This window comes from Hyperthermus butylicus DSM 5456, from assembly GCF_000015145.1.
GTDB lineage: Archaea > Thermoproteota > Thermoprotei_A > Sulfolobales > Pyrodictiaceae > Hyperthermus > Hyperthermus butylicus.
In genome coordinates, this window is the sequence record NC_008818.1 from 1461030 (window position 1) to 1481461 (window position 20432).

The following is a 20432-nucleotide window of genomic DNA, read 5'->3' on the forward strand; positions in this document are numbered from 1 at the left end:
ATGTAGCCTAAACGTTTCCCTTAACACTCCCACTCCTCCTGGCCAAGAGCCTGCCAGTCTTCTCAAACCCGCACCCCATCGTTTTGTCCTCGAGCCCTGGGAGGCTACAGCCCGCGACGAGCAAGGTGTAGGCAATAGCGTCCAACACCTCGCCGACAAGCTCCTCGTCGAGGAGCGGCTCGCCGTTAGCCTCGTGGAGCTCTATGCTCGGGTGCAGCCAGGCCCCGAGGGAGAGGTAGATGTGGAGGAGCCACCTCTTCCGGGAGCCATGCACGCCCCTCAGCTCCTTTATCATCGTTGCCGTGAAGCTTGCTGCAAACCTGCTCCTGTGCCGAATCCTTGCTAGCGCCTTTTCCCATTCGAGACCCTGAAGCCAGTAGTACGCGTATTGCACCGCCGCTTCGAAGGCTAGCCTTAATCTGGAGTAGAGGCAGAAGACGTCCCCGGCACCGTAGGCTCCTACTGCGCGCCTCAACGCTGTACACGCGAGCCCCGTAGCGCACTCCGAGCCACAGACAGCCTCCGCGAGGGCCTCGAGACAGCTCCCTGTAGGTCCGCCAGGAGGGGTACTACTCATTAGCCCTAGCCCAGAGCTATTGGAGATGGTTGGACTGGCCTATAGGCTAGCCCCTCCCTGCCACGAGGGTGACGCAAGTATTGCATGGCTTGGCCTGCCCTGAGAATCCTTTGAAGGCACCGGCGGGCTGTCGCTACGCGCTCATGGGCAACGAGGCCATTGCACGGGGCGTGGTTGAGGCTGGAGCCTCGGTCGTGACGGGGTACCCGGGTACCCCTTCCTCCGAAGTTATTGAGACCCTGCAGAAGCTCGGCGATGGGCTTGACATCTACGTGGAGTGGGCTGTGAATGAGAGGGTGGCATTCGAGATAGCCTATGGCGCCGCCATAGGCGGCGCAAGAGCTATGGCCACGATGAAGGCGCCTGGTGCGAACGTCGCTGCAGACCCGATGATATCAGCAGCCTACGGAGGCGTTGACGGAGGCCTAGTAGTCCTCATAGCTGACGACCCCGGGCCACATACGACGCAGACCGAGCAGGATAACCGGTGGTTCGCGGAGCTGGCAAAACTGCCAATGATAACCCCCTCCACGCCGCAGGAGGCGAAGGACTTTACTGTTAAGGGGTTCGAGCTGAGCGAGATACTCGGCCTACCAGTGCTCCTCCGCACTACCACTAGGGTAAACCATGCCGTTGGGGACGTTGTTACGGGACCCACTCGGGAGCCAGTAAGGTTCAAGCGGTTTGTTAGGCAGCCAGAGCGCTTCGTGAGAGCAGGCATGGCCTGGAATCTTGAGAGGCACCGGTGGCTAAACAGGACGCTGGCACAGACTGAGGATGCTGCAGAGAAGCTTGGGCTGAACATGGTGGAGGGGGGCGAGAACGCTGAGCTCTGCATCGTAACTGAGGGGGCCGCGTACAACTACGTTGTGGAGGCCCTGGAGAGGCTCGGCGCCCTGGAGAGGGTTAGGATTGTGAAGCTTGGCCTCCTCTACCCGGCGCCTCGCAAGCTGCTATCAAGCCAGCTGTCGCAGTGCCGCAGGGTGCTTGTGGTGGAGGAGCTTGACCCCTACGTGGAGCACGTGGTTAAGAGGGTTGCGTTCGACGAGGGGCTGAGGATTGAGGTTCTCGGCAAGGATGAGGGCTTATTGCCCCTCGAGGGCGAGCTGGATACTGCTAAGGTGCTAGCAGCCCTCGCCAAGCTGCTGGATGCTGAGCCCCCAGCGGTGGAGTCCGCGTCGCCGAGGAGGGAGGCTCCGCCGAGGCCTCCGCCGCTGTGTCCGGGCTGCCCCCACCGCTCCAGCTATCTCGCAATAATCCTCGGCATCCGGAGGGCCGGCTACCGGGTCGACGAGGTGCCAATCTTCGGCGATATTGGCTGCTACGCGCTGAGTGTGTATCCACCACTAAACGCTATATGGACCGAGCACAGCATGGGTGCGAGCATATCTATGGCTATGGGTCTCAAGCTGTCCGGGTACCCGAAACCTGTGGTTGCAACCATTGGCGACTCGACATTCTTCCATGCGGGGATACAGCCGCTGATAGAGGCTGTCCACAAGAGGGTAGACATGCTCGTGGTGATACTGGATAACGACGTCGTAGCTATGACGGGGCACCAGTCAACACCGGCCTGGACCAGGACCGAGACCGGCAGGCCAGCCAGGCCCGTGAACCTGGTAGACATAGTCAAGGCTATAGGTGTCGATAACCTTGCAGTTGTGGATCCATATGATGTTGACGGGATGGCTAGGGTTGTCGCGGAGTTTCTGAGGAAGCCCGGGGTAAACGTAATCATAGCAAAGCATCCATGTGCACTGCTCGAGGCTAGGCTGAAGGGCGTAGAGAAGGTCTACACTGTGGTGCCGGAGAAGTGTACCAGCTGTATGGCTTGTGTGAAGGTTACGGGGTGCCCCGCACTCTACGTTACCGAGGACGGCAAGGTGGGGATAGTGGAGGAGGATTGTACTGGCTGTGGGCTCTGTGCCCGTTTCTGCCCCTACGGCGCCATAGTCGAGAAGCCAGCCGGTAGGAGGTGAGCCCGCCATGGCCTGGAAGGTAAACATTCTCATAGCCTCTGTCGGGGGGCAGGGGGGACTTACGCTGTCCAGGGTTCTAGCAGCAGCTGCTGTCTACGCGGGGCTTAGCGTGAGAACTGGCGAGACGCTAGGTATGTCCCAGAGGTTCGGCTCGGTAGTCAGCTACGTGCGGATCGGTGAGAGGGTTTACGCGCCGACCTTCCCACCGGGCGAGGCAGACTGCATGGTCGCCCTGGAGCTGACGGAGGCCGTTAGGAACCTGCACATGCTCCGGAGGAGCGGCCTACTAGTGGCAGCCGATACTGTGAAGCCGCCGGTGAGTGCTAGCCTCGACCAGACCCCCCACCCATCCAGGGGGGAGCTGCTGGCAGCACTGAGAGAGGCTGATGCGAGGCTCGTAGTTGTGCCGGCCCGGGAGCTGGCTCTGAGAACAGGGAACCCCCGGGCGGCAAATATGGTGCTGCTTGGTGTGCTCAACAAGCTTGCAGGCCTACTACCACACAGCGCCGTGGAGAAAGCTATCATCAACGTTCTGCGGGGCCGCCGCGGTGAAACTTCCGTCAAGGCTTACTGGCTCGGTGTAGACTATGCTGCAAGGCTGAGAGAATCATCCTAAAGCATGGAGGCTGTAACAGCTTCTCCCTGAGCCCAACCATAGCTATGACAATAGCCCTAAAGCCCTAATGCTATACAAGCCAGAGCCTCGATCCCATGAGCCATCACAGCTAAAGCCTTCAAGCCCCACTTACTAGTGGGCTCCTCCTCTATTGCTGAAGTAGCTAGCTACCACGAAACCGCAACCACCAGCAATTGAAAGCTATTGAGATTGATAGGCCCCTCCCTCTTAGCCAGAACTAAGCAGCATGCACGCCAAAGCCTAGCTAAAATACTCCTCATATAGGTACTCAGGATAGAATGGCCTATAGTGCACACCGAGGGATTACCCTTGGAAAGCCATGCTGCTTCTAGCTCACGCAGGTTCCTCTTGCCCCTAGTTGCAGCTGTGCTGGTCACTGTTGCCCTCCTACTGGTTCCATCCCAGCTACACTATGGAGGTACAGGAGGAGACAGCGACGCCAACACTGAGAACTGCGTCCTGCAGGCTAGCCAGACCGGTAGCTTTACTCATGCCGGCATACACTACTATGGAGAGTGTAGTTTTAAACACTACGGTTTAGTATTACTGCAGCTTCCAGTGTAACGGGCTGGACCTCAAGGCTGTTCAGGAGATCCGCATAATTCTTGGTGAGGAGAACATAACCTTCAATCTCCCACAACTCGTCCGGGCTGTGAGTGTTGGCGGCATTATATACTTTGGTGTTGCACCGGGAACTGTACGGGATGGGGAGTACTAAACCAGTGTCGACCTACTATTGGTAGCGTACAATGAGACTACTGGTACCCGCTTTGAGACTAGTATGCGTGTTGAGTTACCGGAAAAGATTGTAGAGTATAGACCGTCGGTAGTAAAGCTAGCAGAGTACGAATACACGCTTAACAGCTCAATGCCAACGATAAAAGTGAACATTTCAGAGGTCACTGGAAGGGAAGGAGCGTATTATGCCAGTATAACCCTCCAGGGTGAGGGCTATCTGAAGGTAACCTACATCGATGAAAAAGGCGCTACAGCCGGCTATATAGTCCAGCTAAGTGATCTGGGGTGGCCACGGGAAACCCTCAACATACCATTCATGGTGTCTGCAGCTTGTGGCGAGAAGCCAGCATGGCCCAAGGGCTGTTGACCTTTACCCTCATAGAGGGCGAAGCCAGGGCTACTGTAAAGATCTACCGGTCCGAGTACATAACACTGGTACTCGTATTCGAGGATGGGAGCGAGAAGCCGTTGTACCTACCAGTCACCAGCATGGACTAGCAAACCCTCCACGCAGGGCTAACCGTGGGCCAGCAGCTTTCTAGCTTCCTCAACGAGTCTTGGCAGCACCTCACCCGCCCTACCTTTTAGGAATACATCAGCTATGGGGGTTACCGCTGACTCCTCTATGTTGACTTCGACCACGTAGCCGCCATGCTGTTTCACGATGTGCGGGATATAGCCTGCAGGCATAACGACACCGCTGGTTCCAACCACGAGAATGCCCTGGCTAGACTCTGCAAGCTCGACCGCTGTTCTCCAAGCCTCCTCGGGTAGAGGCTCTCCAAACCAGACCACGTCGGGGCGCAGGAGGCCGCCACAGCGCGGACAGCGTGGCGGGACCTCTCTTGGGGGCTCCCTGAATACCAGCTTGTAACTGCAGCGCATGCACCTGGCCCGCCAAATATTCCCGTGGAGTTCTACAACACAGTGCTGCCCAGCACGCTGGTGCAGACCGTCAACGTTCTGCGTCACCACGCATCTTATGAGCCCGAGCCTCTCAAGCTCAACTAGCGCGTAGTGCGCGGGATTCGGCCTGGCCTTGTAGATTATCTCCATCCTCCACCTGTACCATTCCCAGACAAGCCGGGGGTTCCTCTCAAACGCCTCCGGCGTAGCAAGCTCTTCCGGCCTGAACCTCTCCCATAGCCCACCACGCCCCCTGAAGGTCGGCACACCACTCTCAGCCGATATGCCAGCCCCGGTGAACGCTATGAAGGGCCGATACTGTACAAGCAGCTCCGCAGCCCGGCGAATATCCTCCACAAGTCCAACCATAGGAAGCCATGCCTCCAAGAGAACACCAGTCCACGAGTAGCAGCCATATACCCCACGCAGCCCAAAGTACACCCTGGCTCCGCGGAGCAGGGCCGCTGCGTAAGACGGCCCGCTCGGGATGATGCGGAGCCGGGGTCTTCTCGCCCGCAGCCCATGCCTAGACCATCAAACTCCATGCCTTAGCAGCCAGCCTAGCGTGGTAGGTGAACCTTGTAATCATGAGGACGTATAGGAGGAACCTTCTTAGGTGTTGCCACGGCCTAGCCATACCATAATCTGGTTTTGTTGCAGCTCTAAGTGTTCTGTTCATGGCAAGGTGTGCTATCACGTTATTTAAGGCATATACACTTGGTTAGTACCCCGTTCGCCACCTAGGCCTAAGCTAATTAGGTTAATTATGCATATTGGTTAGCGGGGGTGTTCTCCTCGTGGACAACCATGGAGTTCAAGTCATCTACCCGGTTGCAGTTACTGTTGCTGGTGTTGATCCTAGTGGTGGTGCAGGCATTGCTGCCGACTTGAAGGCTTTCGCAGCCATGGGTGTTCATGGGGCTGTAGTTGTTGCCGTTGTCACTGTACAGGATACCCGTGGTGTTCGCCGTGTCCATGTGCTGCCCAGCTGGCTTGTAGAGGAGCAGTTGCAGGCCGTGCTCGAGGACTATCGTGTTGGGGCTGTTAAGACCGGGGTGCTGGGCTCCCGCGAGAATGTTGAAGCTATAGCTAGGCTCCTCCGCGGGCGAGACATCGCCCTTGTCGTGGACCCTGTGTATCGTGCTTCGGCGGGCCAGCTACTTAACAGTGATGATGCATTCAAGGCTATTGTGGAGGAGCTATTTCCACTGGCTAGCCTCGTTGCCCCGAACGTGCCTGAGGCCGAGAGGATTACGGGTACACGTATACGCAGTATCGAGGATGCGAAGAGGGCTGCCAGGATACTCGTGGAGGACTATGGTGCTAGGGCCGCCCTAATCAAGGGGGGACACTTGCCCGGCGAGCCTGTTGACGTGCTCTACTACGAGGATGTTTTCTGGGAGTTTAGGGGCGAAAGGAGAAGCGGCTGCAGCCACGGCACTGGCTGCACCTTCACTGCCGCGTTAGCTGCTGGGCTTGCAAAGGGCTTGGACCTGGTCGAAGCCGTTGTGAGGGCTCGAAAGCTAGTCGAGGAGGCTATAGAGTACGGGTTCCGTGTTGGTCGCGGCGATTGTCCCGTAAACCCTCTAGCTGGGCTTGAGAGGGATGCTGAGAGGTACCGAGCCATAGCCGCCGTCGAGGATGCTCTTAGACTCCTCCTCGAGAATGCTAGCCGGGTAGCCCGCTACGCTCCCGAGGTAGGCATGAACATCGCCTATGCTATCGAGCCTCGCCTCGCCCGGAGCATCGGGGACGTCGCAGGTGTCATGGGGAGGATCGTGAGGTACGGCGATACATTGAAGCCCGTTGGTCCAGTGAGGATGGGTGCTTCCAGCCACATGGCCCGCCTGGTCCTAGCAGCAATGGAGCGCGACCCCTCGCTAAGGGCTGCACTAAACATTCGCTACGCCCCCGAGCTGATAGAGGCTGCTAGGCGAACCGGCTTGCGGGTCGTCTATGTTGATCGCCGAGCTGAGCCGGAGGAGGTGCGCAGAGTTGAGGGCGCCAGTATGAGGTGGCTAGTGGAGAGAGCCTTCGCTGTTGCCGGTGCTACGCCAGATGTAGTCTATGATACAGGGGATGTGGGAAAGGAGGCCATGATACGCATCCTAGCTCGCACACCGAGGGAGGCCATTGAGAAGCTCTTGAGGATACTCGAAGCCCTGGAAGGGAGAGGAGGCATGGAGCAGGAAGAGGCATAGCCCCGGCCTTATAGGAGCCCGTGGGTAGGGACTCTGTGGGGGTGCACCGGGTTACGGGTATCGTGCAGGAGCTTGAATCCATCCTTGGCAGGGGCAAGGTCTACGACGATCCAGCAGTGGTGGCACTCTACTCGCGCGAGCCCAGCGGCCTCGAGGGTTTTGGACTCGCTGTAGTCTTTCCGGAGACCGCCGAGGATGTCTCTAGGCTTGCAGCATGGGCCTATCGTAGGATGGTGCCGCTCTACCCGCAGGGTAGCACTACGAGCCTCTCCGGCTCTGCCGTGCCGGAGAATGGTGTGATAGTTAGCTTTGAGAGGATGAACCGTATCCTTGAGGTTAGCGTGCTTGACTCAGTGGCTGTTGTCGAGCCGGGTGTGAGGATAGCCGAGCTTAACCTCGAGCTCGCCCGGTACCAGCACATGTTCCCCGTGGACCCGGCTAGCCAGGCTGTAGCAACGGTGGGAGGCGCCATTAACAGCGGCGCTGGCGGCATGAAGGGGGCAAAGTATGGCACGATGAGGGACTGGGTTAACCAGCTCGAGATAGTGCTCGCCGACGAGAACGGTACGAGGATGACTATTGGCTGCCGGACCGTGAAGTGCCGACAGGGCTACGACCTGGTAAGGCTTATCGTGGGTAGTGAGGGTACTCTTGCACTTGTAACGAGGGCTGTGCTCCGGATAACACCGCTGCCCGAAGCTGCACCCACAGTACTAGGGTTCTTCGACAACCTGGGGGACCTTGTTGATGCCTTTCTCGAGCTGCGTAGCGCTGGTGTACAACCGCTCCTAGCCGAGTTTCTCGACGCTAGAACAGTATCGATAGCTAGGCGTGGACTCCCCGGCTTCGAGAACGTGGAGGGCCACATGCTGCTGGTTAGCGTGGAGGCTAACCGGGAGGCTGTGGAGCGTATCCAGGCCCAGCTGGTAAAGGTGTTCGAGTCCCACGGGGCTCACGGTATCCGGGTTGCAGGGGACCTAGGGGAGGCTGAGGAGAAGGGGTTGCTAGCGCTACGCCGCAGGCTCCTCCCCGCACAGCTCGAGTACTCGCGGCGCTATTGGGGTGCACCAAGGGTGCAGGTGTTCATAGAGGATATTGTGGTGCCCCCATCAAGGCTCGTGGAGGCCGTGGAAATGCTGAATCAGCTAACTGAGGACTACGGACTCCCCATGGTGCTCGGAGGCCATATAGGTGATGGAAACCTGCACCCCGCCGTAGGCTTCGACCCCGGAGATCCGGGAGCGGCAAGCCGGGTCCATGCATGGTTTACAGAGGTTATGAAGCTAGCCGTGAAGCTGGGCGGAAGCGTTAGCGCCGAGCACGGGGTGGGGATGCTGAAGAGGGAGGGGTTGAGGATTGAGCTTGAGAGGCTTGGCTCGCTAAAAGCCCTCGAACTCATGAAGGCGATAAAGAGGCTATTCGACCCCCACAACGTGCTCAACCCCGGCAAGCTCTTCTAGGCAGTGGAGGCGGCTGATATGGATGCTAGGGAGCGGCTAGCCAGCGAGGCTGGTAGATGCGCGTACTGCGGGTTCTGCGAACAGGCCTGCCCAACACTACCCTTGGGATCCCATCGGGGCTACGGGCCAAGGGGCCGCGTGCTACTCGCGAGGCTCCTCGCCGAGGATAAGATAGAGCCCACAAGGGAGCTAGTAGCCTCCCTCTACACCTGCACGCTCTGCGGCGCTTGCCTAATCTATTGCCCCGCCGGAATAGATGTCGTCAATGTTGTAAGGCTAGCAAGGATGCTGGCTGCCGAGAAGCTCGTAGGGGAGGGTTAGCCATGAGACATGAACTTGTCTAGCCCCAGCTGCCTCCCCTCCCTCCTGGAGGCTTTCTCCAGCGCCTCAAGCCTCTCAAGTATGCTCTTTGGCGGCCGGGGCTTCTCACCCTTCAACAGCATTATGAAGAAGGTGTCCCTCACCGGCTCATAGACGAGCTTGAAGAACTTCTGGGGATCACGGAGAACCCATTCGGGGAACAGGGAGACATACTCGAGAGCCCCCCTCCATACCCTATCCCATGGCAGTAGCTTCCTAACCTTCAGCACCACCTCCCGGTCGAAATCGCGTGGTGTCTGCTCCTGTCCACCAATCACGAACCAGCCGCGAGGGCTCACCTGGACGCACTCTCCCAAAACCTCAACCATGCCCTCTGGACACTTTGAGCCAGGCCTCCTCTCGCGACTCCTCCGCAGCAGCTCTTCCAGCGTCACACTGTAGGCCCGGTACCTAGGCCCATAGTGCTTAGCCCATGCGTAGAATATGGCGCGGTTGAGGCCCCAGCTCTTAGCCTTCTCAAGATCTCCCCGCAGCTGGTAGTACCGAGCAGCCTGCAGCAGCGCCATAACCTGAAACCTCCCCAAGCCAGCAAGCCTTACAAGGTCCTCCGGCCGCGGCAACCCAGCCCCCTCCAACACAGCGTAGAGAACAGGCTTGCCTCTGTATAGCTCTACATGTTGCTACGGGCTGACGCTGCACCATGAGAGCCCACTAAAACCCCCACGGCGCTCGTTGTAGAGATTCCGAACGATTACATAAACTACCGCTTAGCTTTTAACCTGCGCGATAATGTTTAAATTTCAGCTTACGCTACTATATTGTGTGGACTATACTACGGATACGACCGCCAAGCTAGAGCTTCTAAGGGTGGGAGTTGTGGCGAGTCGTGCGGCTTTAATAGCTGGTATTGTTGTGCTTGTTGTTATTGTTGCTGGTATTGCGGTCTACTTTGCCTCCAAGCCTGAGGAGAAGCCTGCAGCACCAACCGAACAGCCAACAGAACAACCAACAACAACACCAACAGAAGAAAAGCCTACGGAGACCAAGCCCCAGCTACCACAGCTAACCGGCAACATAGAGGAGGACATTGTTAACATTGCAAACTACCTGATAGCAAACGGCGTCAAGGAAGTTAAGTTCACCGTCTGGGGCGCCGGTGACCCCAACAGCGTCCTTAGAACCCTGGCAATCGTCGAGGCTGCCTATAGGCTCAACAAGATACTAGAGGAGAAGGGCATAGACTTCAAGATCATTATCGAGCAGGACTTCAAGCGTGGCGGCGGCGACCAGCTAGCAGAGAAGTTCGCCACCGCGTTCCAGAGCGCGGCCAATGCCGACATAATGGCTAACAGCTACAAGCACCTGGCAAGGTTTGCTGAGGAAGGCTACATACTCGACATAACACCATACGTTGAAGCCTACAAGGACTTCATAAGCGACTTCTACTCAAGCCTACTAGAGGCCGTCAAGTACAATGGCAAGTACTACGCCATACCACAGGACACAGAGGCTAGGCCACTCTACTGGAGGACAGACGTAGCGGCATGCATCAAGGAGAAGACCGGTGAGGACATCCTCGTAAACCTCTACGAGAAGGTTGAGAAGGGCGAGGTAACCTGGAAGGACGTCTACCGCTACGCCAAGCTAGCAGTCGAGAACGGCTGCAGCGAGTGGGGCGTACTGCACAGGAAGGGAAGCGCCCACCCAGACCTAATACAGTTCATATTCGCCTTCGGCGGCACACTATACGACCCCAACACCAACAAGCTAGTCCTAGACGTGCCCGCTGTCTACAAGTGGCTGTACGTAGAGTGGAAGATGGCCCGTGACGGCCTCATACCAAAGGACATGATGAGCTGGGACTGGGCAAAGCAGATACACCCAACAGTCGTCGACGGCAAGACGCTAGCCTGGATTGGCGGCACCTGGCACTGGACAGAGTGGCAGACCAAGCCATACCACACCGACCCGCAGACCGGCGAGAAGAGGCCACTAACAGCCGAGGAGGTCAAGAACTACTTCTACTACACGCTATTCCCGGCAGGTGAGCCCGGCCAGAAGCCAGTAACGCTAAGCCAGCCATTCGTGTGGTACATAGCTAGCAATGCTGGCAAGGACAACCCGAAGTACGACGAGCTCAAGGAGGCCTACCACATGCTAGCATTCCTCCTAGTGGTCAAGGCTAGCGACCCAGACCTGGTAGCAATACACAGCATCATCAGCGCACACCTACCAGTAACCAAGAGCGCCGCCGAGCTAATCAACGATAAGGCATGGGTTGAGAAGCTAGCCAAGCTAGAGGTACAGCTAAGCGACGAGGTTAAGAACGCCATAAAGGACATAGTCGAGAAGACGGTCAACGATATTAACGTAGAGTTCCTAGCCGATGCCAGCAAGATGCTAGAGTACACCAAGCTAACACCGATACACCCAAGGTACCCAGCACTAGCCGACATATTCGCTGACGCAGTCAACAAGGTGTTAATGGGCGAGATGGAGCCCAAGGACGCCGTCAACTACATCATACAGAAGATCGAGGCTGACCCAGAGCTAGCAAAGAGCGTCGAGATACGGGGCGAGATACCAGAAGGCTGGACATTCCCATAAAGAGGTGAAAAAAGCCTTGGCCCTCCCCAAACCCCGCGTAAACCCTGCATTGTTTTTCCTCATACCCGCCCTAACGCTTATAGCCATATTCTACGTTGTACCCCTCTTCCTCTCGATATACATCAGCTTTACCCCACTCAAGAACTGGAACATCCAGAAGTACCTTGGAGAAGTCACAACATACAACTATGAGCGTCTTATACACATGATACGCTACGACCCCGACTTTGGCATGGTTGTTAAGACGACACTGTTCTTCGTACCCGTTACCTTGCTTATCAATGTACTTGGCGGGCTCGCCCTGGCCCTCGCAACATTCCTCATGGAGGAGGCTGTCTCGCTTCCAACCCGTGTGCTCTGGATACTCCCCCGCATGACACCTGTCGCAGTCTACTCGCTCATGTGGTACTACTTCTTCCTCGGAGATGCGAGTGGCACACTCAACAACCTATTGATGAGGCTCGGCATTATAGACCAGCCAGTCAACTGGGGTAATGATCCCAACCTACTCCCCTACAGCGCCTGGACCATACTCGTCATAGTTAACGCTCTTGTAGGCGTTAGCTTCGGCATGGTCGTGTTCTACAGCGCGCTCCGCAGCATCCCCCGAGAGCACATAATCGCCGCCCGCATAGACGGAGCCTCCACTTGGCAGCTCGTCCGCCACATACTCATCCCGCAGCTACGCTGGCACCTCATCTACGTTACTGTCTGGCAGCTACTGAGCCTCCTGACAACGTATACCCACATATTCCTGCTCGTTAAGTGGGGCGCTGTACACAAGTACTGGGGGAGCACCTGGGCCCTCTACGTCTTCAATAAGGCCTTCGAGGCTGAGTGGGGTAGCGAGCAGGGACTCGCCGCTGCCGCTGCAACAATACTAGTAATCATAGGCTCTGTGCTCGGCCTCATAGCGCTAAGAATACTCGGCTATGGCAAGATGATGGGTGAGCCGAGGGGTGAGCTGTAATGACGCTAGCAGGGACTGTTAGGAGGCTCGCTGCGAGGCTTATACCGCGCCGTGCCAGGCTGGAGGCTGAGCACACCACTATACAGGATGTCGAGACTATCCCCCGGAGAAGGCTCACCCTAGTCATAGGCCTAGCTGTTTTGCTCGTCACCATACCCCTCATCACGCTCTACCTGCTCCTCATACTCTCAAGCTTTGCGGACAGAATGCTCTCCGGCCCGGACATATTCGAGGCTAGATACAGCCTCGAGAACTGGAAACTGCTTTTCCAGGGTAAGCTGGAGCCAGCTGCTGCACAGCTCTACACGCCCCGCGACCTACTAGTAATCATTGCTAATACGTTCATAGTGGCGCTAGGCGTTACGGCCGTGGTGATATTCACCAGTGTCATGGCCGGCTATGCGTTCTCCCGGATGAGGTTTTGGGGCCGCCGCAGACTAATGGAGTTCATGATACTGCTACACGCCTTCCCCGGCGTAGCATTAATCATCGCAGTATACGCTATTTACGTGTGGAGCCTCTCCGGCATACCAAGGGATGTGCTTACCGCTTACCGGTTCACCTACACGATATTCGCTCGCGCCGCACTAGAGATACCCATGAGTATCTGGCTGATGAAGGGCTTCTTCGACAAGATACCCTGGGAGATCGAGTGGAGCGCAATGATAGATGGAGCCTCAAGGTTCAGAGTGTGGTGGCAGATAGTTCTCCCGCTCGTGAAGCCGGGCATAGCAGCGCTAGCGATATTTGCCTTCCTCGCCGGCTGGGAGGACCTAATCTACGTCCACGTATTCCTCTACACGGGCGGCATCAAGACCCTCGCAACCTTCATAGAGGAGGTTATAGGTAACATTGAGACAGCATACCTCCCCATAGCTGCTGCAGCTGCTACGCTCTACCTCCTCCCAACCATTGTCTTCTTCGTACTTACCCAGAAGCTCCTACTCGAAGCAATGAGCGGCGGGGTGAAAGGGTAATGGTGGAGGTGCGACTGGAGGGTGTAACCAAGAAGTTCGGGAGAGTGGTTGCAGTCAATAATGTGACGCTCACCTTTCCCGACGGGAGGTTCTCTGCTATACTCGGCCCAAGCGGCTCCGGCAAGACTACCCTACTATACCTCATCGCTGGCATATACAAGCCTACAAGCGGCAGGATATTCTTCGGAGACCGCGAGGTAACCAACCTCCCGCCAAAGGAGAGGAACATTGGGCTCGTGTTCCAGAACTACGCACTATACCCCCACATGACGGTGTACGATAATATCGCGTTCCCCCTGCGGCTGAAGAAGCTGCCAGAGCGGGAGATAGACCAGCGCGTCCACGAGGTTGCCAAGCTGCTACGGATAGAGGAGCTGCTGAACCGCTACCCGAGCCAGCTCAGCGGTGGACAGCAGCAGCGCGTCGCACTAGCAAGAGCCCTCGTCAAGCAGCCTGACGTGCTCCTGCTTGACGAGCCGCTGAGCAACCTGGACGCACTGCTCAGACTCACCATCCGTACCGAGCTGAAGAAGCTGCAGAGCAAGCTCGGGATAACAGCTATACATGTCACCCACGACCAGGCAGAAGCGCTAAGCATAGCCGACACGATAGTCGTCATCGATACCGGTAGAATCCAGCAGGTAGGGTCGCCAGAAGACGTCTACCATAGGCCGCGCAACCTCTTCGTAGCAGGATTCATAGGCTCACCCCCAGCAAACATGCTGCCAGGCGTTATTGAGAGAAGCAACGGCAACGTCTACGTGAAGGTCGCCGGAGCCAGGTTTACGCCGCGGGAAGAGCACGTCAGGGTTATCTCCGAGGCCGGGCTGGACCGCGTCATAATTGTGTTCCGGCCAGAGCACGCTAAGCTGCGCTACGAGCCAGCAAATTCGGGGTTAACAGTCCCGGCAGAGGTCTACGTGGTAGAGCCTCTCGGCAAGGAGAACATAGTATCGCTACTCGTAGCAGAGAACCTAGTCAAGATAGTAGCACCGCCCGACGTTAAGCCCGAGCCCGGCGAAAAGCTCTACATAACAGTACCCCTGGAGAGGATACTACTCTTCGACCCCGATACACAGCTAAACCTCGAATACCTCACCGCCGAGACACACGGTGAACCAGACTAACCCGTAGACTTCAACCCCATTTCTTTCCAATACCGACGCCTAGGCCTAGTTCTGGGCTAGTGGATAAACGCTAGTCCAGCACTATATCCTCCCAGGGATTGTGGAGGAGGAGCTGTAGCTTTGGGCCGGGGTGGGGGAGAGCGGGGAGCCCGTAGGAGGCCTATGTTTGCTACTGGCGAGATCGTCGGCGACTATGAGCCGCTCTACCTGTACTGGCAGGAGGCTGGTGGCCGTGCCGAGGAGGCAGTGCTTAGTGGTGGGGATTTCGAGGTTCTCCGCAGGCTTGTCGAGGAGGAGGGTGTCTCGAGGCTTGACGAGGTGCTTGAGAGGCTAGCTAGCCACTTCGCGTCGAGGATTGATGCTCGTGCTGCTCGTAAGGCTCTCGAGAAATATTATGGTGTTGAGGTGTCTGAGGAGGAGGCTGCTAGGAGGATAGCTGGCATACTTGCTGGCTGGCTTGTAGAGGCTGCGGGAGAGCTTGGAATGTACCGGTTGAGGAAGAGGTGGGAGAAGGGGTAGGAGCAAGTGGCCCCAGACGTGGGGGTTGCAACCGTCAAAAACGTGAGAGCCGAGTGGGTCACCGGCTGTTGTTGAAAGTGTGGGGTTACTTCTGGTCCTGCTGGCCGCTTGGTGTCGGGAAGGCAGTGGGTAGCTCTGGGAACTCTGCCTTCATCCTCTGCTCTGCTACTGCAGCAGCCTCCTCCATTATCTTCTTGGCTTCCTCGCTGTAGTATGATGGCATGCTCATGAAGCTTGTGAACTCGCCTGCCTCGGTTACCACGCTCTCTAGCAGCTCGCCGATCTCGGCCATCTCGATGCCGATTTCTGGCACTAGGCTGGTTAGGTAGCGGCGTAGGTCCTTGATCACGCCTACTACTGGTGCTAGGCCCACCAGTACGTCGCCCATGGTCATTACTGTCTCTAGCCTTAGTGTTACTCTCTCGATCGCGTACTTGGCTGTTAGCAGGCTCTTAATCATCTTCCTGAGCTCCGCTACCTCGGCAGCGTACATTGCTGCCCTTGTCTGGTCCTTCTCTATCTGTGCCTGTACAACCTTCTCGAATAGCGCCTGGTCGCGCTCCTTCATCTTAGCGATTATGTACTCTAGCTTGTTGTTCTGTACACGCAGCTTGTATAGTGCTATGGCTAGCTTGTGCCTAAGCGGCGGCGGCGGGTTGATCGTGTTCTTGATCTTCTCAATGATGCCTGGCTCCTTGGGCTGTGGGCTCCAAACTTTTGCGAAGTCCTCTACCCTAGCCAAGGCTCTCAGCGCCGTTGAGTCATATTCTGGCAGCGTTTACCCAGTAAGCCCGGCGGGGTAGTGTCATGCAGCCAGAACACCTTTAAACCGCGTAGAGGATCCACGACCATCAGCCCGCCTACATACCAGCCAAAGCTCTGATTACGGCTACGGCCTCAAGTGGTAGCACTGTGTCACCCGCACAGCCTCCGCGCGTAGAAGAAGCGCCAGGGCTAGGCGTAGCTGCTTAACACTATATACGTACTGTTGTGGCTCGGCAATAGCAGTGTCTCGACTCGTCCCTCCTAGAGCCCTCTAAGGCCCGTGGTTGGGTGAGGCTGGCGTGGAAGGGCCATGCTGAGAATAATTTGGCCACCTACTACTCGCTGTGGGCCTCGTAATAGCTGTGTAGGCATGAAGCCATGGCTGACCCTAGTAACTCTTGACAAGCACTTTGAGGCTATACGTGACCACGTGGCGCCAGAGCTGCGGCTAGTATGCGGTGTTACATGGGTCCTCGTGGGGTGCCGGGTGTTCCTTTTTATCGCTGCCCGGGGGCTTGTTCCACGTAGGTGTGTTGGCCCCCATGTCCTCTAGTGGTGGTAGCGAGGAGCTCTATGTTGTTAGGTTATTGGAGAAGTTGATCTCCGTGCCAACTGTCAATCCTCCTGGCGAGAACTACCAGGAGATGGCTACGCTGCTGAGAGAGGAGCTTGAGGCTCTAGGCCTGGAGGTTAGTATTGTGAGGGTTCCCGACGATGTTGTCGAGAAGTATTATCCCTGGGCTCAGGGCTATCCTCGCTTCATAGTCGTTGCCCGTCTCTACTCGGGTGCTGAAGAGCAGCCTGTGCTGCACTTCAACGGGCACTACGATGTTGTGCCGCCGGGGCAGGGGTGGAGCCTCGACCCGTTCAAGCCGGTGGTACGCGACGGGAAGGTCTACGGCCGTGGCGCGAGCGACATGAAGGGCGGCATAGCTGCCATCATTGCTGCTGTCCGGAGCCTTGTGGAGCAGGGCTGGAGGCCTCGGAAGGGTGTGCTAGAGCTGAGCTTTACGCCCGACGAGGAGACGGGTGGCGAGACCGGCGTAGGCTACATGCTCGAGGAGGGCATAGCGCTTCCAGACTATGCTGTGGTGGCTGAGCCCAGCACCACTGAGCGGATATGGATTGGTAGCAGGGGTAACCTCTGGCTAAACGTTCACATCTACGGTAAGCAAGCGCACGGCTCAACACCTTGGAGTGGGCTTAACGCGTTCGAGGGAATGGTCGAGATAGCCTATCGACTCATACACGAGTATAAACCGCTTCTCGAGGAGAGGAAGACAGACCTGCCAATGGATGATCCCAGAGCCGCCAAGCCAACTGTAACGCTTGGCGGCGAGGTGCAAGGCGGGGCGAAGACGAACATCGTGCCAGGCTACTACCGGTTTAGCATTGATCGCCGCATAATACCCGGCGAAAACCCCGACGAGGTGGAGAAAGAGCTGCGAGAATTCATAGACCGTGTCTCTGCGCCTTTGCGCGCCCGGGGCTACCGTGTCGAGGTAGAGGTTACCGCTAAGGCGCCCGCGACATGGATACCGCCTGACCACAACTTTGTGGAGCTCGTAGCCTCAACCATACGCGACATGCTAGGCATAGAACCCCTCCGCACCATCTGCGTAGGGGGCCTCGATACTAGGTACTTCCAGCTCCGCGGCATACCAGCTGTAACCTATGGCCCAGGTGCACTCGACGCTGCCCATAAGCCCGACGAGTACGTACCCATAGAGGAGCTTGTTAGGGCTAAGAAGGTCTACATGGAGCTTGCAAAGAGAGTACTTGGAGCCTAGACCCTTACAACGATGTATATCACTTTTTTCTCGGGATCCACACAAAACTCTTGTATAGCTCTCCACAGCGCCTCCGTGCCTAGGTATTCTCCACCACCGCTCCTCAAGTAGAGCCCTACCCTGCCACCGAGCCTTACACTGTCAATCCTAACGCTCTCGTCTGCAAGCCTCACCATGTAGCCATCAGTATACCTTGAGAAATCGAGCTTCCCCAGCGGAGCCTCACCCATCTCAACAAGCTCGCTAGTTGGTAGCTTGGGACTATACTCCAGCGGTATTCTCCCTGACAGCTCCTCGTCTATCGGTAGCCCCGCCGTTAACAGCCTAGCCATGCACTCGGACACCGAGAATCCCGAAGCAGCTCCAGGAGCCGTAGGGGCAGCCTCGGCATGCTGCCGAGCCTCTGCAGCCACAGCTGCTGGCTGTGCAGCAGCCGCCACCACCGGCTCAGCAGCCTCGGCTGCCGGGGCGGCAGCTGCCTCGAAGCCTGCCGGCACCTCTGCAGGCTGCGCTACAACCTCCCCTGTCTGTACCTCTGCTGCTGGCTGCTGCATAGCCTCTTCACGCAAAGCACCTAGCTCCCTAGCCCTCATCATAACATGGTCTACAATCTCGTTGAATACCCCGCGGGCCCTCTCCTCGGATATCATCTCTACAAGCTTACCGGTCACGACGAAGTATATGGTCAGTATGTCGTTATAACATGAGAACCTTGCCTCGAACGAGAGGTCACCCCTACCAACGAGCCTAAGCATGGAGGAGGTACGATCAACAATCACCTTTGTCTTTGTCTTACCGCCAAACCTAGCCCTAGGATTGTACACATATGTGACGGTCACGGTGTCTTTCTTAGCCGATATGCCGGCTATTGGTAACAGCTTAGCCATGCTGACAACGTCGAGCGGCGATATGTTCTCGAGTAGCTTCTCACAGCCCCTAAGGGGCAGCTTCTCTATAAAAGAATGCATTACAGAAGACACGGCAGCTTAGCCCCCCAGCCCTCCCCTGCACTCCTCCTTTCAGCTCTACATCCGCTTGTCTAAGGTGTAGCATGGGACTACTAATTACATTTACCGCTTATACCCGAGTCTGTAAGGGCTGCCCTAACTAGAACCCTTTAGAAGAGCGTTACCGCGCCGCCGGATGCTGGGCGCCAACGGGCTCCTACAGCTCTTAAACCCCGTAGGGGGATGGGAGGGGTGGCTGTTAAAGGCTAGACTGTGCACCCTTACCCAGGGTGGAGTTGGCAGGTATGCAGCGGCCAGTAGAGATTGGAACAAGATACCTTGTGCTCATGCTACTGGCTGAGGGGCCTAAGACCGGGTACGAGCTCATCAAGCAACTTAGGAGCCTATTCGCCAGATATGGTGGCAGAGCTAGCCCAGGCACCGTATACCCTGTTCTCCGTAGGCTGGAGGAGGAGGGGCTCATACGCTCAAGGCTTGAGCCCTACGGTGCCCGCGTGAGGAAGGTCTACGAGCTTACGGGGGAGGGTCTACGAGCCCTCCTCGAGATGATGTCACGCTGGGTTTCGGTTCTGGAGACGGCGCTGCAGCTCCACATACCCGTGTTTCGGCGCGCTGGCAGGGAGGACGGGGATACGGTAAAGCTTGTGGAGGAGGTCCTGGAGAGGCTTGAGGCCGCCGCTGAGCAGCTAGAGAAGCTGCTAACAGAGGCTAGGCGGGTTCTCCGCCAGGCAAAGATGGAGGCTACAGCTATACAGTACTAGGCCGTCTCAGTACATCTGGAATGCTACTTAGGGCTGTGAGGAGGGCGATTGGGGCCGACCCCCTCTTGCACTGCAGGGGTGTGGCGAGCCCGTGCTCCGTGCCGAGCCCCTCCTCAACGTTATTGGGGCCGGTGGCAGCATCGCGCTAATCCTCGGTGCCAGCTCCCTGGCAGAGCTTATCGGCGTGGAGCCTGGCTCCCTGGGGCTGTCAGAACTTCACCGGGCAGCTGAGAGGGCTAGGTATGTGAGGCTTCTCGCACAGCTCGCCGGCAATCAGGTAATATCGAGGATAATCTACTTCGGCGACGACGGAGTGCTTGCCAGGCTTCTCGGCGAAAAAGTGTTAGACGTTTATGGCAGCCGTGGACGGATGAAGTGCAGCAGCTGCGGCTACCGCTGGTGGTACATAGTGGACGGCCCAGCCAGATGTCCCCAATGCGGCGGTGAGGGCATTGAGGACTATGTGCCGTCAGGTGCTGCTCCTAGGCAGAAGCTGCTAGCCGAAGCGGTCTACGAGGCAACAACCGCCGACGCTGTCCTCGTACACGGTATAGGGTCCGAGGCTATACCACTACTCCTAGCTCTCATAGCCTCGAAACACACGAGGGTGTACCTCCTCGAGCCGGGCAATGAGATCCTCGAGTCACTAGGCCTCGAACGCATCGGGCTAACCCTTACCAACGCCCTGGAAGCCATGGCTGAGGCAGCTGCTAGGCCCAGAAAGGATATGGCAAAAAGCTAATCCAGCCAATACCCGGATGAGTCTAGGCACCGGCAGCTTTTGCCGCACTCCTGGGAATCTAGGGAGCTGTAGGCCTTTGGAGGTGGGTCTGGTGGTTGTTGATCTGGCTTTCGAGCTATCATACATTCTAGGCGATCGTCTCGGAAGGAGTGTAGAGGTTAAGAGTTACAGCTTCGACCCAGAGAAGGGGCTGCTCTGCATCGAGACGGAAGTTGAGGGCGTGGGGCTCCGCCAGGCGTGCGTCGAGGTTAAGGCCTGCAAGGGGCTCAGCAATGAGGCTAAATGGGTGCGCTGCGTGTCTAAGACGCTGATGCAGAGCGAGAAGTACCTGGACGAGCTTGCCAGGCAGCTAGCCTAGGACTACGTGGCGGGACAGCCTCTCTGGCC

Annotated in this window: 23 protein-coding genes; 17 read left to right on the forward strand and 6 right to left on the reverse strand. The window is 57.2% G+C overall.

All coding sequences use genetic code 11. The features are described 5' to 3' along the window. Window positions 1-7 precede the first annotated feature (7 nt). On the reverse strand, window positions 8-577 hold the full coding sequence (locus HBUT_RS07600; protein ID WP_011822596.1) for a hypothetical protein: 570 nt from the start codon (window positions 575-577) through the stop codon (window positions 8-10). Between the two features lie 143 nt (window positions 578-720). Here HBUT_RS07600 and iorA point away from each other — a divergent pair, with 143 nt between their 5' ends. From iorA to HBUT_RS10080, 5 genes are all read left to right on the forward strand, one after another. Next, entirely contained in the window at window positions 721-2556 is a 1836-nt protein-coding gene (gene iorA / locus HBUT_RS07605; RefSeq protein WP_048061885.1) for an indolepyruvate ferredoxin oxidoreductase subunit alpha, read from the forward strand. 7 nt (window positions 2557-2563) lie between these two features. Continuing rightward, on the forward strand, window positions 2564-3172 hold the full coding sequence (locus HBUT_RS07610; protein WP_011822598.1) for an indolepyruvate oxidoreductase subunit beta: 609 nt from the start codon (window positions 2564-2566) through the stop codon (window positions 3170-3172). Window positions 3173-3572: 400 nt separating this feature from the next. Further along, window positions 3573-3734 carry a hypothetical protein gene (locus HBUT_RS09610; protein WP_153801424.1) on the forward strand — a complete coding sequence of 54 codons (162 nt, stop codon included), beginning with the start codon at window positions 3573-3575 and terminating at the stop codon, window positions 3732-3734. Between the two features lie 240 nt (window positions 3735-3974). Then, window positions 3975-4298 (forward strand): hypothetical protein, encoded by a 324-nt coding sequence (locus HBUT_RS07620; RefSeq protein WP_011822599.1) that lies wholly within the window; start codon window positions 3975-3977, stop codon window positions 4296-4298. Next, window positions 4295-4429 carry a hypothetical protein gene (locus HBUT_RS10080; protein ID WP_267195204.1) on the forward strand — a complete coding sequence of 45 codons (135 nt, stop codon included), beginning with the start codon at window positions 4295-4297 and terminating at the stop codon, window positions 4427-4429. The genes HBUT_RS07620 and HBUT_RS10080 overlap by 4 nt, the downstream gene beginning before the upstream one ends. 18 nt (window positions 4430-4447) lie before the next feature. Here HBUT_RS10080 and cobB read toward each other — a convergent pair whose 3' ends face one another. Continuing rightward, on the reverse strand, window positions 4448-5206 hold the full coding sequence (cobB, locus tag HBUT_RS07625; protein ID WP_048061886.1) for an NAD-dependent protein deacetylase: 759 nt from the start codon (window positions 5204-5206) through the stop codon (window positions 4448-4450). Window positions 5207-5363: 157 nt separating this feature from the next. Next, complete coding sequence (locus HBUT_RS09615; RefSeq protein ID WP_153801425.1) at window positions 5364-5516, reverse strand: hypothetical protein; 153 nt, start codon at window positions 5514-5516, stop codon at window positions 5364-5366. 94 nt (window positions 5517-5610) lie between these two features. On the opposite strand from HBUT_RS09615, the gene HBUT_RS07630 reads away from it, so the two are divergent. Genes HBUT_RS07630 through HBUT_RS07640 form a run of 3 tightly spaced genes read left to right on the forward strand, consistent with a single transcriptional unit; the run spans window position 5611 to window position 8819 of the window. Beyond that, entirely contained in the window at window positions 5611-7038 is a 1428-nt protein-coding gene (locus HBUT_RS07630) for a bifunctional hydroxymethylpyrimidine kinase/phosphomethylpyrimidine kinase (protein WP_011822601.1), read from the forward strand. 35 nt (window positions 7039-7073) lie between these two features. Then, window positions 7074-8498 carry an FAD-binding oxidoreductase gene (locus tag HBUT_RS07635; protein ID WP_011822602.1) on the forward strand — a complete coding sequence of 475 codons (1425 nt, stop codon included), beginning with the start codon at window positions 7074-7076 and terminating at the stop codon, window positions 8496-8498. Between the two features lie 18 nt (window positions 8499-8516). Further along, a complete protein-coding gene (locus HBUT_RS07640; RefSeq protein ID WP_011822603.1) occupies window positions 8517-8819 on the forward strand; it encodes a 4Fe-4S dicluster domain-containing protein in 303 nt (100 codons plus the stop codon). Here HBUT_RS07640 and HBUT_RS07645 read toward each other — a convergent pair. After that, complete coding sequence (locus tag HBUT_RS07645) at window positions 8816-9439, reverse strand: hypothetical protein (protein WP_011822604.1); 624 nt, start codon at window positions 9437-9439, stop codon at window positions 8816-8818. The genes HBUT_RS07640 and HBUT_RS07645 overlap by 4 nt on opposite strands. A 169-nt stretch (window positions 9440-9608) precedes the next feature. Here HBUT_RS07645 and HBUT_RS07650 point away from each other — a divergent pair, with 169 nt between their 5' ends. The 5 genes from HBUT_RS07650 to HBUT_RS07670 all read left to right on the forward strand — a co-directional run bounded on the left by HBUT_RS07650 (window position 9609) and on the right by HBUT_RS07670 (window position 15019). Further along, window positions 9609-11426, forward strand: coding sequence for an ABC transporter substrate-binding protein (locus HBUT_RS07650; protein WP_011822605.1), 1818 nt, complete (start codon window positions 9609-9611; stop codon window positions 11424-11426). 16 nt (window positions 11427-11442) lie between these two features. Beyond that, entirely contained in the window at window positions 11443-12396 is a 954-nt protein-coding gene (locus tag HBUT_RS07655) for a carbohydrate ABC transporter permease (RefSeq protein WP_011822606.1), read from the forward strand. Further along, complete coding sequence (locus tag HBUT_RS07660; protein ID WP_011822607.1) at window positions 12396-13373, forward strand: carbohydrate ABC transporter permease; 978 nt, start codon at window positions 12396-12398, stop codon at window positions 13371-13373. Before HBUT_RS07655 ends, HBUT_RS07660 begins: the two co-directional genes overlap by 1 nt. After that, complete coding sequence (locus tag HBUT_RS07665; RefSeq protein WP_011822608.1) at window positions 13373-14500, forward strand: ABC transporter ATP-binding protein; 1128 nt, start codon at window positions 13373-13375, stop codon at window positions 14498-14500. Before HBUT_RS07660 ends, HBUT_RS07665 begins: the two co-directional genes overlap by 1 nt. A 120-nt stretch (window positions 14501-14620) precedes the next feature. After that, window positions 14621-15019: a hypothetical protein gene (locus tag HBUT_RS07670; RefSeq protein WP_011822609.1), complete on the forward strand. Its 399-nt coding sequence runs from the start codon at window positions 14621-14623 to the stop codon at window positions 15017-15019. Between the two features lie 85 nt (window positions 15020-15104). Here HBUT_RS07670 and HBUT_RS07675 read toward each other — a convergent pair whose 3' ends face one another. Further along, the gene (locus HBUT_RS07675; protein ID WP_011822610.1) at window positions 15105-15761 is read right to left on the reverse strand and encodes a Snf7 family protein; all 657 of its coding nucleotides are present in this window, start codon (window positions 15759-15761) and stop codon (window positions 15105-15107) included. A 565-nt stretch (window positions 15762-16326) separates the two neighbouring features. Here HBUT_RS07675 and HBUT_RS07685 point away from each other — a divergent pair. Then, window positions 16327-17574, forward strand: a complete 1248-nt coding sequence (locus HBUT_RS07685) for a M20 family metallopeptidase (protein WP_011822611.1) — start codon at window positions 16327-16329, stop codon at window positions 17572-17574. Here the strand turns inward: HBUT_RS07685 and HBUT_RS07690 are convergent. Further along, window positions 17571-18554, reverse strand: coding sequence for a hypothetical protein (locus tag HBUT_RS07690; RefSeq protein WP_011822612.1), 984 nt, complete (start codon window positions 18552-18554; stop codon window positions 17571-17573). The two genes, HBUT_RS07685 and HBUT_RS07690, sit on opposite strands and share 4 nt — an antisense overlap. A gap of 272 nt (window positions 18555-18826) precedes the next feature. On the opposite strand from HBUT_RS07690, the gene HBUT_RS09065 reads away from it, so the two are divergent. The 3 genes from HBUT_RS09065 (at window position 18827) to HBUT_RS07705 (ending at window position 20403) form a co-directional block, all read left to right on the forward strand. Continuing rightward, on the forward strand, window positions 18827-19303 hold the full coding sequence (locus tag HBUT_RS09065; RefSeq protein ID WP_011822613.1) for a PadR family transcriptional regulator: 477 nt from the start codon (window positions 18827-18829) through the stop codon (window positions 19301-19303). A 91-nt stretch (window positions 19304-19394) separates the two neighbouring features. Then, window positions 19395-20045 carry an SIR2 family protein gene (locus HBUT_RS07700; protein WP_011822614.1) on the forward strand — a complete coding sequence of 217 codons (651 nt, stop codon included), beginning with the start codon at window positions 19395-19397 and terminating at the stop codon, window positions 20043-20045. 82 nt (window positions 20046-20127) lie between these two features. Next, the gene (locus HBUT_RS07705; RefSeq protein ID WP_228546811.1) at window positions 20128-20403 is read left to right on the forward strand and encodes a hypothetical protein; all 276 of its coding nucleotides are present in this window, start codon (window positions 20128-20130) and stop codon (window positions 20401-20403) included. Window positions 20404-20432: the final 29 nt, after the last annotated feature.